This is a genomic window from Cryobacterium sp. TMN-39-2 (genome assembly GCF_004402745.1).
Classification (GTDB): domain Bacteria; phylum Actinomycetota; class Actinomycetes; order Actinomycetales; family Microbacteriaceae; genus Cryobacterium; species Cryobacterium zongtaii.
This window is the reverse complement of record NZ_SOFX01000027.1, coordinates 52,865-66,206: the sequence shown is the minus strand read 5'-3', so window position 1 is coordinate 66,206 and position 13,342 is coordinate 52,865. Positions and strand designations below refer to the sequence as shown.

At 67.1% G+C, this 13,342-nt stretch carries 12 protein-coding genes and 1 tRNA gene; 8 read left to right on the top strand and 5 right to left on the bottom strand.

Annotated elements, in window-relative coordinates:
* Nucleotide 1: 1 nt before the first annotated feature.
* Complete coding sequence (locus E3O57_RS08385; protein WP_103479478.1) at nt 2-850, top strand: SMP-30/gluconolactonase/LRE family protein; 849 nt, start codon at nt 2-4, stop codon at nt 848-850.
* Nucleotides 851-878: 28 nt separating this feature from the next.
* Here the strand turns inward: E3O57_RS08385 and E3O57_RS08380 are convergent, their stop codons facing one another.
* Complete coding sequence (locus E3O57_RS08380) at nt 879-1,526, bottom strand: DUF1345 domain-containing protein (RefSeq protein ID WP_240632461.1); 648 nt, start codon at nt 1,524-1,526, stop codon at nt 879-881.
* A gap of 125 nt (nt 1,527-1,651) precedes the next feature.
* Here E3O57_RS08380 and E3O57_RS08375 point away from each other — a divergent pair, with 125 nt between their 5' ends.
* Complete coding sequence (locus E3O57_RS08375; RefSeq protein ID WP_103459797.1) at nt 1,652-2,578, top strand: DnaJ domain-containing protein; 927 nt, start codon at nt 1,652-1,654, stop codon at nt 2,576-2,578.
* On the opposite strand, the gene E3O57_RS08370 is transcribed toward E3O57_RS08375, so the two are convergent.
* Nucleotides 2,575-3,465, bottom strand: coding sequence for a hypothetical protein (locus E3O57_RS08370; protein WP_103479477.1), 891 nt, complete (start codon nt 3,463-3,465; stop codon nt 2,575-2,577). The two genes, E3O57_RS08375 and E3O57_RS08370, sit on opposite strands and share 4 nt — an antisense overlap.
* A 65-nt stretch (nt 3,466-3,530) precedes the next feature.
* Between E3O57_RS08370 and E3O57_RS08365 the strand changes: the two genes are divergently transcribed.
* Complete coding sequence (locus E3O57_RS08365) at nt 3,531-3,911, top strand: hypothetical protein (protein WP_103459795.1); 381 nt, start codon at nt 3,531-3,533, stop codon at nt 3,909-3,911.
* The gene (locus E3O57_RS08360) at nt 3,908-5,503 is read left to right on the top strand and encodes an ABC-F family ATP-binding cassette domain-containing protein (protein WP_103459794.1); all 1,596 of its coding nucleotides are present in this window, start codon (nt 3,908-3,910) and stop codon (nt 5,501-5,503) included. Before E3O57_RS08365 ends, E3O57_RS08360 begins: the two co-directional genes overlap by 4 nt.
* A gap of 64 nt (nt 5,504-5,567) precedes the next feature.
* On the opposite strand, the gene E3O57_RS08355 is transcribed toward E3O57_RS08360, so the two are convergent.
* Nucleotides 5,568-6,284 (bottom strand): hypothetical protein, encoded by a 717-nt coding sequence (locus E3O57_RS08355; protein WP_103479476.1) that lies wholly within the window; start codon nt 6,282-6,284, stop codon nt 5,568-5,570.
* A 35-nt stretch (nt 6,285-6,319) separates the two neighbouring features.
* Nucleotides 6,320-8,791: a GH36-type glycosyl hydrolase domain-containing protein gene (locus E3O57_RS08350; RefSeq protein WP_103459792.1), complete on the bottom strand. Its 2,472-nt coding sequence runs from the start codon at nt 8,789-8,791 to the stop codon at nt 6,320-6,322.
* 250 nt (nt 8,792-9,041) lie between these two features.
* Here E3O57_RS08350 and E3O57_RS08345 point away from each other — a divergent pair, with 250 nt between their 5' ends.
* The gene (locus E3O57_RS08345; RefSeq protein WP_103459791.1) at nt 9,042-9,479 is read left to right on the top strand and encodes a hypothetical protein; all 438 of its coding nucleotides are present in this window, start codon (nt 9,042-9,044) and stop codon (nt 9,477-9,479) included.
* 134 nt (nt 9,480-9,613) lie between these two features.
* Here E3O57_RS08345 and E3O57_RS08340 read toward each other — a convergent pair.
* Nucleotides 9,614-9,698 (bottom strand) — tRNA-Leu (locus tag E3O57_RS08340).
* A 105-nt stretch (nt 9,699-9,803) separates the two neighbouring features.
* Here E3O57_RS08340 and E3O57_RS08335 point away from each other — a divergent pair.
* From E3O57_RS08335 to mshC, 3 genes are read left to right on the top strand one after another with little or no spacing between them, the layout of a single operon-like run.
* Nucleotides 9,804-11,129, top strand: coding sequence for a M20/M25/M40 family metallo-hydrolase (locus E3O57_RS08335; RefSeq protein WP_103459790.1), 1,326 nt, complete (start codon nt 9,804-9,806; stop codon nt 11,127-11,129).
* A 51-nt stretch (nt 11,130-11,180) separates the two neighbouring features.
* On the top strand, nt 11,181-12,035 hold the full coding sequence (locus E3O57_RS08330; RefSeq protein WP_103459789.1) for an undecaprenyl-diphosphate phosphatase: 855 nt from the start codon (nt 11,181-11,183) through the stop codon (nt 12,033-12,035).
* Nucleotides 12,036-12,048: 13 nt separating this feature from the next.
* Entirely contained in the window at nt 12,049-13,338 is a 1,290-nt protein-coding gene (gene mshC, locus E3O57_RS08325; RefSeq protein ID WP_088456205.1) for a cysteine--1-D-myo-inosityl 2-amino-2-deoxy-alpha-D-glucopyranoside ligase, read from the top strand.
* Nucleotides 13,339-13,342 lie beyond the last annotated feature (4 nt).

Sequence of the window (13,342 nt, the reverse complement as noted above, 5' to 3'; positions counted from 1 at the left end):
CATGCGCGCCGAACAGCTCACCGACCCGATCACCTTTCACGGTGAGGGTCCGGTGTTCGCACAGTCCTGGGGCGGACTGCGCCTCGTCGACCTGTTCGCCGGTGACGTTCTGTCCCTGGCCGCCGACGGCACGGTCACCCGGCGGCACGTGGACAGCATCGCCGCGGCCCTGCGACCGCGCGTGGGCGGCGGTGCGGTCATCGCCCTCGAACGCGGTTTCGCCCTCGAGGACGCCGACGGCACCCTGACCCGGCTGCCGGAGGTCTGGGCGGATCCGAGCGTGCGGATGAACGACGGGGGCGGCGCTCCGGACGGCTCGTTCTACTGCGGTTCGATGGCGTATGACCAGCGCACCGGCGCCGGATCGCTCTACAGGCTCGCACCGGACGGCTCCGTGGAGCTGGCTCTGGCGGGCGTGACCATCTCGAATGGTCTCGCCTGGAGCCCGGACGGCTCGTTGGCCTACTACAACGACACCCCGACCGGCCGGATCGGGGTCTTCGATTGGGCCCCGGAGACCGGACTGACCGGGCTGCGCCCCTTCGTCGACATCCCCTCCGCCGACGGCTACCCCGACGGCCTCACCGTGGACAGCGAGGGCGGCGTCTGGGTCGCGCTGTACGCCGGTGGGGCGGTGCGCCGCTACTCGCCGGAGGGCACCCTGGACGAGGTCATCGAGGTGGCCGCGCAGCGGGTCACGGCGTGCACCTTCGGCGGCGACGACCTTCGCCGGCTGTACATCACCACGTCCCGCGAAGGTCTCGCCCCCGGCGAGGACCCGCTGGCCGGCTCGGTCTTCACGGTGACCCCCGGGGTGGCCGGACTGGCGGAAGCGCCCTTCGCCGGTTAGCGGCCCGGCACGGCGCCGCGGCCACGGCTCAGAGGCCGGCCACGAGGTTGATCAGTGTTGCCAGGATGATCGAGCCGAACAGGAACGACATCAGCGCGTGCCGCAAGGCCACCGCACGAATGGTCGACGACGTCAGTGACGTGTCCGATACCTGGAAGGTCATCCCCACTGTGAAGGACAGGTACGCGAAGTCCGCGTACCTGGGCGGCTCCAGCTGGTTGAAATCGACGCCGCCGTCATCATCCGCGTAGTAGAGCGAGGCGTACCGCAGGGCGAACAGGGTGTGCACGAGCACCCAGGACAGCGCGACGACGACCAGCGCCAGCGCGGCGAGCAGGCCCTGGCCCGCCCCCTCAGCGGCGCGTGCCTGCACCAGCACAATGAGGATGCTGCCGAGGCTGGCCAGACTCGCCAGGATCAACAACAGGTCGGTGATGCCCCGCGACGGGTCTTCCCTGGTGGCGTGGGCTGCCGTGGTGGCGGCGTCCAGCGGAGCGACGCTGACCCACACCCAGCCGATGTAGAGCACAGCCGCGACCGCCCAGCCGATCGCCGGCGCCAGCAACCAGTTGCCCAGCAGGCCAGACGCCAGACCCGCGAGGATGCCGACGGTCACCATGACGATGAACCGGGTGCTCGATCGGTGCACCCGGGGAACCGGAGTTGAGGTCTTCACTCGCTGATCGTTGCACAAATCGATCGCTGCGCGGGCGCCACACGGTGTCGGCGGGATACCAGCAACGCTGGCTAGGCTGGGAGACGTACGACCCAACCCGTTCCAGGCCGAAAGAGACCGCCCGAATGTCAGAGAGTCCGGCCGCAGCCAGCCCCTACGAGGTGCTCGGCGTGAGCCCGTCGGTGACCGACGAAGAGCTGCGACGCGCGTACCGCCTCAAGCTGCGGCAATCCCACCCTGATGTCGGCGGCAGTGCGGCGTCCTTCCACGCCGTGCAGATCGCCTGGGAACGCATCGGAAGCCCGGAGTCCCGGGCCGCCTACGACGGGGCCCGCTATCCGGAGACCGCATACTCCGGCGCGAGCACCGCGTCACGCCCGTCAAGCAGGCCCACCTCGACCGGGATGAAGGCCAGGATGCACGGGCACCCCGGCGGCCACTCCCGCCAGCGTTATCTCGCGATGCTGCGGGAATGGGCCGGTCGCGGCACCGTCATCGATGACCCGTACGCCCCCGATCTGGTGCGATCGGCGCCACGGGAGATCCGACACCGGCTGGCCAAGGCCCTCGCCGAGGAAAGCACAGCCCAGCTGATCTCGGGCCTGGGCATCGGCTACACCGCCTGGCACGACATCGCCACCCGCGAGGACGTCGAGAAGATCGACCACGTCGTTCTCGGCCCGGCCGGACTATTCGCCATCCTCTCGGAGGACTGGGGGACGCCCGTTCAACTCAAGCGCGGCGAACTCGTCGGCGATGGCCTGGCGCCAGGCGAGGAGCCGCTGGACGAGTTCGCGTCCGCGGCACGCATCCTCGCCAAGTCCCTACGGGTGCGCTTCACCGCGCTGGTCGTGGTAGTGCCTGATCAGCTCGTGGCAGAACCCGTGTCGCTGCCGAGCCGGGGCAGGCGGCCGATGGTGGTCGTGATCCCGCGGTCCCGCCTGGTCGGGGTGCTGCGTGACGGCATCGCCGGGATGGAACGGGGCAGCTTCGAGAAGGTCTTCGAGCTGCGCAGCACCCTGCAGAACGGCATCCGCTTCGTCGAAGACTAGGCGGGCACGGCCTCGCCGAGCCCGAGCTTCTGCACCCAGTAGCGCAGGAATGCGGCGCCGGCCTCATCGTGGATGAGATCGCCCTCCACGATCACCGGGTACGGCCGCTCCAGGATGCCGTCGGCCGGTCGCACGTCCACGTGTGCCACCTCGTAGCCGGCCGCGTGCAGGTGGTCGGCCATGAGGTAGTCGCTGCGGGAATCGCCCACCGAACGCCACAGCCGCGGGAGCGGCCCGCCCTCGGCGAAGAAGGCCAGGGCTCGCTTGGCGGCGTGGTCCTTGTCCAGGTCGACCGACTCGATGTCGGTGGAAATAATGGTGGTGTCGATGCGGAACGGGACCGCTCCCTCGGCGTCGGGGGAGACCCTGTCGCCGAAGCGCACGCCCAGTCCGTGGTCGATCATGATCGTGTACGCGGCGTCCTCGAACGACGCTTGAGCGGCGTGGTAGGCAGCCCGGTCGACATCCGTGCGTTGTTCAACGGAGACCATGGCGAGCTTGGTCTCGTCGAAGAACATGGTGTCGGCGTAGTCGGCGGCGACCAGCTCGCGGATGCGGCTCACGACGGGGTCAGGCAGGGCGACGCTGGCGTCGACGACGACCTCGCCCATGCCGGTCTGGGTGATCGGGAACCACACGGCGCCCTTCTCGCAGACCCCGTACATGCGCATCTCGCGCGGCAGGCCCGCGGCGACCAGTGGGGCCACCACCTGCTCACTGATGAACTGCGCCGACCGACCGGTGATGAAACCGATGGGTACGTTCGCGCCGGCCAGGGTGATGAGGTCGGTGATGATGCTCGGTGTGGCGATGGTGCGGGTGTCCGGGCTGGCGATCGGACCATCCACATCGAGCAGCAGGCCGAGCGGGGAAACAGTTTCAGGCATGCTTCATTGAACCAGTTCCCGCCCCGGGGCGTTGGCGCCAGTTGCAGCACCTATCGTTGAACCTGATGATTACCAGACGAGAAGCAGCGCTCCGCCTCGACATTCCCCTCGAGATGGCGCAGCGCCACGACCTTCCCAGCCGCATGACCGAAGCCCAGCTCGCCGAGATCGAGAAGAACCCGCCGGCCTGGCTCGTGCAGTCCCGCGCGAACCGCACCGGCAAGAAGCCCGTCTGGATCGAACTCACCTGCAGCGTGTGCGGGTTCACCGAGGCGGCGCGGCCGAAGAAATGGTGGCCGACGTTCACCTACCTCAGCTGCGACCACCACGGTTACGACGAGCTCCCGGCCGCCGCGGCCGGCCTCAGCCGCCGCGAAGTCGACGGCATCGGCAGCCGGTTCATCGGCATCGTCGACGCATCCGAGCAGGGGGAGCAGGACTCATGAGCCTGATCCGGCTGAACGACGTCACCGTGCGTTTCGAAAACACCCAGGTGCTCCGCGAGACCTTCTTCAGGCTTGAGCCGGGCGACAGGGTCGGCATGATCGGCCGGAACGGGTCGGGCAAAACCACCCTCATCAAGCTGATCCTCGGTCAGGTGACGCCGGACACCGGTACCGTCACCGTCGACGACGGCGTGAAGATCGGCTACTTCTCCCAGTTCTCCGAGCTGAACGGCGAGTCCACCATCACCGAGGTCCTCGACGCCCTGTTCGTGGAGATCAAGGCCGTCGAGGCCGAACTCGCCTCCATCGACGTTGCCATCGCCGCCGACTCCTCGGCCAGCGCCGAGCTCGACAGGCTGATCCACCGCCAGTCCGAACTGTTCGAGGACATGGACCGACTGGACGGCTGGGACTACCCGCGCCGGATCGACGCTGCCCTGACCATCCTCGGCTTCGACGAAGCGCACCGCAGCTGTGCGATCGACGAACTCTCCGGCGGCTGGCGCAACCGCGCGGCCCTGGCGAAGATCCTGCTCGAGGCACCGGACGTGCTCCTGCTCGACGAGCCCACCAACTACCTCGACGTGGCCGGCGTGGAGTGGCTGGAGGGCTGGTTCCGCGACTTCAAGGGCGCCGCCGTGATCGTGTCGCACGACCGCACCTTCCTCGACGCCGTCGTCACCCGCATCATCGAGTTGGAGAACTTCCACCTACACGAGTACCCGGGCAACTTCGGCGAGTACGTGGTTCAGAAGCAGTTCCGGCTGAAGACCCTCGAGCAGCAGTTTGTGCACGAGTCCGAACTGCTCGCTTTCGAATCCGAAGGCATCGCCGACCGGCGCGAGGCCCAGAAGAACGCCAGCCGCAAGCTCGGCAGCCAGCTGGCCACCATCAAGAAGTCCCGCACGCCGCGGCCGGTCGACAAGATCATCACCGAAATCTACGGCGGTCTGCACGTGAAGGATGTGCTCTGCCGGGTGGAGATGCTCAGCAAGGCCTACGGCGAGAAGGTGCTCTTCAACGACCTGAGCTTCGAAATCCGCCGCGGCAACCGCATCGTGGTGCTCGGTGCCAATGGCAGCGGCAAGACCACCCTGCTCCGGGTGCTCACGGGTGAGGAATCCGCGGATCACGGCGAGGTCGACTGGGCGAAGGGCGCCGGGATGGTGTCGTACAACCAGGTACTCGCCGAACTGGACGACACCGACACCGTCAGCCACGCGGTCAACGCGCTCGAAGGCAGCCTGGCGTTCACGGCGACCCGCAAGTCGGTGAACCGGTTCCTGACCATGTTCCAGTTCTCCGAGGCCGACCTCAAGCAGAAGATCGGCAACCTCTCCGGCGGCCAGAAAGCCCGGGTGGCCATGGCCCAGTGCCTGCTCTCCGGTGCGTCGGTGCTGCTCCTGGACGAGCCAACCAACCACCTGGATATGTCCAGCACCCAGGTGATGGAGCGGGCCCTGTTGCACTTCCCCGGCGCCGTGGTCGTGGTCAGCCACGACAGGTTCTTCACCGACAAGATCGCCAACCGTCGGCTGATCTTCGGACAGCTCGGTGCCGACCCCGGCGAGGTCGAGGTCGCCGTCGCCTGACCGCCTGACCGCCTGCCGGCGCGGCCCGCGGGTGTGGGGCTGCTCTTGCGACCCCTCAGGATCGCTAGGGGCCGGCGAGGGTGCCGTCCGGGAGGGCCTCACGTATCGACCCGGGACCGGTGCCCAGGTAGAGCGGCCAGATCACCTCGGCGCTGCCCGGTAGTTGCCAGACCAGACCCTCGAGCGCGGATGCCTGGTACAGCGGCTGGCCGGCGGGCCGCCCGGCGCCGGGCTCCTGGATTTCCGTGTACTCGGAGGCCGGGTCCTCGTCGACGTAGCTGCGGGCGCCATCCCAGGCCGGCTCCAGATAAGCGACGATGGCCGTTCCGGCCGGCACAATCCGCGAGCACTCGTCCGGGCCGGCCGAAGCGAATTCGATGTACACGCTGCCGTTAACGGCCGGGTCCAGTGTCCCGTGCACAACCGTGACGTTCGACACGACGATCACCGCGCTTCGCGTCGTCGACGTCTCCTTCGATGCGGAGTAGGTGCTGTCGCGGCCCGCCTGGATCCGAGCGATCTCGCCCATGATCACCACGGTGCTGTCCCGGGCCAGCACCGCCAGTGACTCGATCGGGTCGTAGTCCACGATCCCCGGTGGGCTGCACGCGGTGAAGACCTCGTCAGCACTGGGCCCGGCCGGCGCCGACCCCATGGTCGGGCCGGCGGCGGACGGAGCCGTGGCGTCGCCGTGGCCGCATCCGGTGATCAGCACACCGACGCACGCAACGGCGACGCACAGCTGCCAGGCCCGTGCGCGGGCTGTTCGGTAGACGTCCATACTCACTAGTATCCGGCCGGCCGCAACTGGTTCCCCTACAGGGTCGCGCGCACCTGCACTGTCGCGCCGGCGGGCGCGTACGGAACCGTGCGCCCCTCGATGGCAACACCGTCAACCTCGAGGCTGGCGCGCGAGCCTTCACGGCCCGAGTTGGCCACGGTGATGACGTACGTCGCACCGCGGGCCTGCCGGGTCACGGTGAACTCCGCGACGTCCGGTCCGATCTGCGGGTCGACCACGAGACCGTCGTAGTCGGTGCGCACACCCAGGAGGTACTGGGATACGGTCACGAAGTTCCACGCCGCCGTGCCGGTCAGCCAGGAGTTCTTGGCCTCGCCGTGCCTGGAGGCCTCCTTGCCGGCGATCATCTGGGCGTACACGTAGGGCTCGGTGCGGTGCACCTCGGAGATGTCTTCCCGGTACGCGGGGGTGATCTTCCGGTAGTGGTCGAACGCCTTCGCGCCGCGGCCGATCACGGTCTCGCCGATGATCACCCACGGGTTGTTGTGGCAGAAGATGCCACCGTTCTCCTTGTAGCCCGGGGGATACGTCGAGACCTCGCCCAATTCGATGCGGTAGCTCTTGTACGCCGGGTACTGCAGCACCAGGCCGTGCTCGGAGCCGAGCAGCCGGTCCACGGAATCGAGGGCACGGAACGCGGGACTGGTCTTGACCGGGGTGCCGTCGCTGTTGTGCTCGACGCCGACACCGGCGAGGACCGCGAAGCCCTGCGGCTCGATCCAGATCTGACCCTCGGTGTCCTCGGCCGTGCCGACCTTGTTGCCGTAGAAGTCGTAGGCACGCAGGAACCAGTCGCCGTCCCAGCCGTGCGTCAACAGTGCCTGGCTCATGTCGGCGGCGGCCTTGCGGGCCTTGTTCGCCTGCACGGTGTCCCCACCGCGTTCGGCTATGGTGGCGTACTGGCCCGCGGCGAGCACGAACTGCGCGGCGATGAAGGTGGACTCCGCGACCCCGCCGGCCTGGTTCTCGGTGGTCTGGAAGGACTCGCCCGGCGTTGTCGAGAAGCAGTTCAGGTTCAGGCAGTCGTTCCAGTCGGCGCGCCCGATCAGCGGCAGCCCGTGCGGACCGAGGTTGTTCAGGGTGAACTCAAACGACCGGGTCAGGTGGGTGTACAGGGTCTCGGCGAGAGCGTCGTTGTTGTCGAACGGCACCACCTCGTCGAGGATCGTGTAGTCGCCGGTCTCCTTGAGGTAGCCGTCCACCCCGATGATCAGCCAGGCCGGGTCGTCGTTGAAGCCGGACCCGAGTTCGTTGTTGCCCCGCTTGGTGAGGGGCTGGTACTGGTGGTACGCCGACCCGTCCGGCAGCTGGGTCGCGGCGATGTCCAGGATGCGTTCGCGAGCGCGGTCCGGGATCAGGTGCACAAAACCGAGCAGGTCCTGGGTCGAGTCCCGGAAGCCCATGCCGCGACCGATGCCGGTCTCGAAGTACGACGCCGAGCGGCTCATGTTGAAGGTCACCATGCACTGGTACTGGTTCCAGATGTTTACCATCCGGTTGAGCTTGTCGTCGGGCGAGGTCACCGTGTACGCGGAAAGCAGGTCCGTCCAGTAGACCCCGAGGGCGTCGAAGGCGGCATCCGCGGCCTCGGTGGTGGACAGACGCGCGAGGAGGGCCTGGGCCCGGGTCTTGTTGATGACCTGCTTGGCGTCGTCGGCCCACTTCTCCTCGCCGGTCTCGGCGTTGTTCTCGACGTAGCCGAGAACGAAGACCAGGTCACGGCTTTCCCCGGGCTGCAGGGTCGAGTCGACCTGGTGGGAGCCGATCGGGTACCAGCCGGAGGCCATCGAATTCGCCGCGGCGCCGGAGTGCGGGACCTTGGCCTCCGCGAGGGTTTCGTAGAGTCCGACGAAGGTTTCGCGGTCGGTGTCGAAGCCGGCGATCTCGGCGTTCACGCCGTACACGGCGTAGTGGTCGCGGCGCTCCCGGTATTCGGTCTTGTGGTAGATCGCGCTGCCGTCGACCTCGACCTCGCCGATGGAAAGGTTGCGCTGGTAGTTGGTCTGGTCGTCCTGGGCGTTCCACAGGCAGAACTCCAGGTAGGAGAACAGGGAGAAGGTCTTGACCGCATCCGACGTGTTGGTGATCGTGACCTTCTGCACCTCCGCCGTCTCACCGAGTGGAACGAAGTACAGCGTGGAGACCCGCAGGCCGCCGCGTTCGCCGGTGATGCGGGTGTAACCCATGCCGTGCCGGGTTTCGAAGAAATCGAGGTCCTTCTTCATCGGCAGCCAGCTGGACGTCCAGACGTCGTCGCCGTCCTTGATGAAGAAGTAGCGTCCACCGGAGTCGGTGGGCACGTCGTTGTAGCGGTAGCGGGTCAGGCGACGCATCTTGGCGTCCTTGTAGAAGGTGTACCCGCCCGCCGTGTGGGAGACCAGCGAGAAGAAGTCCTCACTGCCGAGATAGTTGATCCACGGGTAGGGAGTCAACGGGGTCTCGATGACATATTCCCTGGCTTCATCGTCGAAGTGGCCGAACTTCATGCGTGCACCTTTTCGGTTCAAGGGACCGGGTGTCGCGGGGAATTCATCGTTCTGAATCCGCCGGCGCAGCCGGGCCTGGTCTCTGTGAGAGCGCTCTCACGAGCGCCTGGGATGACTCTAGCATCAGGACCGCGGAGCCACCACACGCTAGGGGAGTCGTGCCGCTGGCGTGCGGGGGTGGATAGGGTTCAGCAGATAGAGGCGTGCGCCTCGCAGGTCAACACCGGCGCCATTCACTGAAATCGAGAACATGTTCCGTATCGAGAGAGCTGCTAGCGCGAGTGATCACAAGATCATTGACGACGAGCGGGGCGTGTGGATACAGTTCCTGGGCTCCCGGGGGCTATCCCGTGGCCACGTGTTCAAGCTGGTCGTCGGGGAGACGGTTATTCCGTTTGAAACCGAACGCGACTACATCGAAGATGCGGACGGTGCCGCGCACCAACTGACTCGGTTCGTCGCTTTCGGGCTCTCTCCGGCCGCCGGATTGAGGGGTGTAGCGCCGTACGTGATCACGTCTCCTGTCGAGCGGCGCACGTACAAGCTTTTGGCCACCGAAGCTCTTCTGGTTTTCGGTGATATTTACGATGGTGATTCCAGACCGGAGGGCTTTGCCCGGGTCGAACTCGACGGGGTGATTTACACGCTGGCGAGCTTCGGGCACCCATCCGGATCGACGTCCCACTGATCCAGTCAACCTTTACCGGGGCACCCTGGAGAACCTGTTGACGCGCGTTAACGAGACAGGGCCGGATCCTAAGATCCGGCCCGTGAACTGTCTCAACCAGTTCTCGTTGATCGTTGTCTTACCAACAATCTCCGTGTCCGAGGGGGGACTTGAACCCCCACGCCCTATACGGGCACTAGCACCTCAAGCTAGCGCGTCTGCCATTTCCGCCACCCGGACTGGATGTTTTGGCCGCAGTTATGTTTTGCTGCCGGGGAATAACTTAGCACGGATCCAAACCACTTCCGGACACCGGTGGGTTCCACGCCCGGTAGCGTGAACTGCATGACAGCCCCCGCCACCAGCCCCGCTTCGGCCAATGCTCTCGACCTCACCACCGAGATCGCCCGCGACCTCATCAGGTTCGACACGACGAACTATGGCGAGGGGCGCTCCAACGGCGAGACGGATGCCGCGGAGTACGTCGCCGAGAAGCTGCGCGCCCTTGGCCTGGCGCCGGAGCTGTTCGATTCGGAGCCGGGTCGCACCAGCGTGGTCGCCCGGGTACCCGGCCGCGACCGCAGCAAGGGCGCACTGGTCGTACACGGCCACCTCGATGTGGTGCCCGCCGACCCGGCGAACTGGTCGGTGGATCCGTTCGGCGGCGAGATCAAGGACGGCATGCTGTGGGGGCGCGGCGCCGTCGACATGAAGAACATGGACGCAATGATCCTGGCGTCCCTCACGGATGTGCTCGACCAGGGTGGCCAGCCAGAGCGGGACCTCGTCATCGCGTTCTTCGCCGATGAGGAGGCCGGGGGAGTGTACGGCTCGCACCACCTCGTCGACACCCGCCCGGACCTGTTCGCGGGAGCGACCGAGGCCATCAGCGAGGTCGGCGGCTACTCGATCAGCATCGGCGGCCAGCGGGCCTACCTGCTCCAAACCGGTGAGAAGGCTCTCATCTGGCTCAAGCTCGTGGCGCACGGCCCGGCCGGCCACGGTTCCCGGCTGGTCACGGACAACGCCATCACCCGGCTCGCCGAGGCCGTCGCCAAGGTGGGGCGGCGGCAGTGGCCGATCCGCCTGACGAACACCACCCGGCAGTTGCTTTCGGAGATCGCCCGGATCCTCGGTGTGGAGCCGCAGTCCATGGGTCCGGACGAGCTGGCCCTGGCGACGGGCACAGCATCCGGATTCATCCAGGCGAGCCTGCGCACCACCATGAACCCGACGGTGTTGCAAGCCGGCTACAAGCACAATGTCATCCCCGATCGCGCCGAGGCCCTCATCGACGTGCGTTCCCTGCCCGGCGAGGAAGACGCCGTGCTGGCCGAACTGGCCGAGCTGGTCGGCCCGGACATCGAAATCGTGGTGATGCACCAGGACGTGGGGCTGGAGACCGAGTTCGCCGGCCCGCTGATCGACCGGATCGTCCAGACCCTCGGCACCCACGACCCGGGCGCTCCGGTGCTCCCGTACCTCATGCCTGCCGGCACCGACAACAAGGCGTTGAGCAAACTGGGCATCAAAGGATACGGCTTCGCCCCGCTGAAACTCCCAGCCGATTTGGATTTTCCGGCGCTGTTCCACGGCGTTGATGAGCGTGTGCCACTGGACGCATTAGTGTTTGGCAGGACGGTTTTGACCGATCTGCTGACGACGTACTAGCCCGCTGAAGCGCTAGCGGCCAGCACACCGCACAAGCGAAACGAGTATCACGTGGACTTCCTCAACGCGGTCATCCTGGGCCTGGTCCAGGGCTTGACCGAATTCCTGCCGGTCTCCTCCAGCGCCCACATCAGCATCGTGGGTCAGTTCCTCGGCACCGGTGAGGACCCCGGCGCCCGGTTCACGGCGATCACCCAGATCGGCACCGAGGCGGCCGTGGTGATCTTCTTCTGGCGCGACATCGTGCGCATTATCGGCCAATGGGCGAAGTCCCTGGTCGGCAAGGTACCGCGCAGCGACGCGGATGCCCGGATGGGCTGGCTGATCATCCTCGGCACCCTGCCCATCGTCATCCTGGGCCTGCTCTTCCAGGACCAGATCGAAACCAGCCTGCGCAACCTATGGGTCACCGCGATCATGCTCATCGCGTTCGGCGTGCTCCTGGGTGTCGCCGACTATGTCGGTGCCAAGCGCCGCAAACTGGACGACCTCACCGTCGGGCACGGCGTCATCTTCGGTTTCGCCCAGGCGCTGGCGCTCATCCCCGGGGTCTCGCGTTCCGGCGGCACCATCACGGCCGGCCTGTTCCTCGGCTACGAGCGGGCCGCCGCCGCCCGATACGCGTTCCTGCTCGCGATCCCCGCCGTTCTCGGCAGTGGCTTCTACCAGGTCTACAAGTCCATCAAGGAACCCTGCGTCGTGGCCGCCGCGAACTGCACGCCCGAACTGTTCGGCCCGCTGGAAACCCTCGTCGCCACCGTCGTGGCGTTCGTCGTGGCGCTGTTCGTAATCGGCTTCTTCATGAACTACATCTCCAAGCGCAGTTTCATGCCGTTCGTGGTCTACCGCATTGCGCTGGGCATCGTCGTGATGATCCTGCTGGGCACGAACACCATCACGGCGTAGTTAGGCTGGAAGTATGCGCGCCTGGTCACACCCCGTCATCCCGTCGATTCCGGGACTCTCACAGGCCCCGCGCCTGCACGACACCGCGACGGACTCGATCGTCGAAGCCAAACCGACCGACGTGGCCAGGCTGTACGTCTGCGGCATCACGCCCTACGACGCCACCCACCTCGGCCACGCGGCCACCTACCTCGCCTTCGACACGCTGCAGCGGGTGTGGCGTGACGGCGGTTACCGGGTGCACTACGCCCAGAACGTGACCGACGTCGACGACCCGCTGCTGGAACGTGCCACCGCGACCGGCGTCGACTGGCGTGACCTCGCCGTGGAGCAGACCGACCTGTTCCGGGCCGATATGGAGTCCCTGGGCATCATCCCGCCCGACGATTTTGTGGCCGTGACCGACGTCATCGACGACATCAGCGCCGCGGTGCTGGCACTGCGCCAGTCCGCGCTGGCCTACAAGGTGCCGACACCGGATGCGCTGCCCACGCCCGACGGACCCGGCGCCGACCTGTACTTCGACATCCGGGCGGCCGAGCGCCAGGCGCCGTGGGCCCTCGGCGAGGAGAGCAACCTCGATCAGAGCACCATGCTCACCCTGTTCGCCGAGCGCGGCGGAGACCCCGACCGGGCCGGAAAGCGCGACAGGCTCGACCCGCTGCTCTGGCGCGCCGCCCGCGCGGGAGAGCCCTCCTGGGAGTCACCCGTGGGGGCCGGCCGCCCCGGCTGGCACATCGAGTGTTCGGTCATCGCCCTCGCCGAGCTCGGCACCGACTTCACCGTGCAGGGCGGCGGGAGCGACCTGATCTTCCCGCACCACGACATGAGCGCCGGCCACGCCGCCGCGCTGTCCGGGCATCCGCTGGCCCAGGTGTACAGCCACACCGGCATGGTCGCCTACCAGGGCGAGAAGATGAGCAAGTCGCTGGGCAACCTGGTTCTCGTCTCCCGCCTTCGGGCCGGCGGCACCGACCCACGCGCCATCCGCCTGGCCCTGCTCGCTCAGCACTACCGCACCGACTGGGAGTGGACCGCGCAGCAGCTGGTTGATGCAGAGGCTCGCCTGGCGGCGTGGACGTCGGCCTTCGGCCCCGTCGACCCCGTTGACTCCGCGGCCGGCGCTGCAGTCTCGGCGTTCGAGAGCGCTGCGGCGGTTGTCGAGCGGATGCGCGCCGCGCTGGTCGACGATCTCGACACCCGGGGTGCCCTGGACGCTGTGGACGCTGCTGTGGCGGCCGGCGTGGACGACCGTGCCCTCGTCGCCGCGGCGATCGACGCGCTCCTGGGCGTCAAGCTCTAGCCCA

Coding starts and splice junctions, on each gene's coding strand:
- E3O57_RS08350 (WP_103459792.1), bottom strand. CDS start 8,791: ATGAAGTTCGGCCACTTCGACGATGAAGCCAGGGAATATGTCATCGAG.
- E3O57_RS08385 (WP_103479478.1), top strand. CDS start 2: ATGCGCGCCGAACAGCTCACCGACCCGATCACCTTTCACGGTGAGGGT.
- mshC (WP_088456205.1), top strand. CDS start 12,049: ATGCGCGCCTGGTCACACCCCGTCATCCCGTCGATTCCGGGACTCTCA.
- E3O57_RS08355 (WP_103479476.1), bottom strand. CDS start 6,284: ATGGACGTCTACCGAACAGCCCGCGCACGGGCCTGGCAGCTGTGCGTC.
- E3O57_RS08335 (WP_103459790.1), top strand. CDS start 9,804: ATGACAGCCCCCGCCACCAGCCCCGCTTCGGCCAATGCTCTCGACCTC.
- E3O57_RS08370 (WP_103479477.1), bottom strand. CDS start 3,465: ATGCCTGAAACTGTTTCCCCGCTCGGCCTGCTGCTCGATGTGGATGGT.
- E3O57_RS08360 (WP_103459794.1), top strand. CDS start 3,908: ATGAGCCTGATCCGGCTGAACGACGTCACCGTGCGTTTCGAAAACACC.
- E3O57_RS08375 (WP_103459797.1), top strand. CDS start 1,652: ATGTCAGAGAGTCCGGCCGCAGCCAGCCCCTACGAGGTGCTCGGCGTG.
- E3O57_RS08365 (WP_103459795.1), top strand. CDS start 3,531: ATGATTACCAGACGAGAAGCAGCGCTCCGCCTCGACATTCCCCTCGAG.
- E3O57_RS08345 (WP_103459791.1), top strand. CDS start 9,042: ATGTTCCGTATCGAGAGAGCTGCTAGCGCGAGTGATCACAAGATCATT.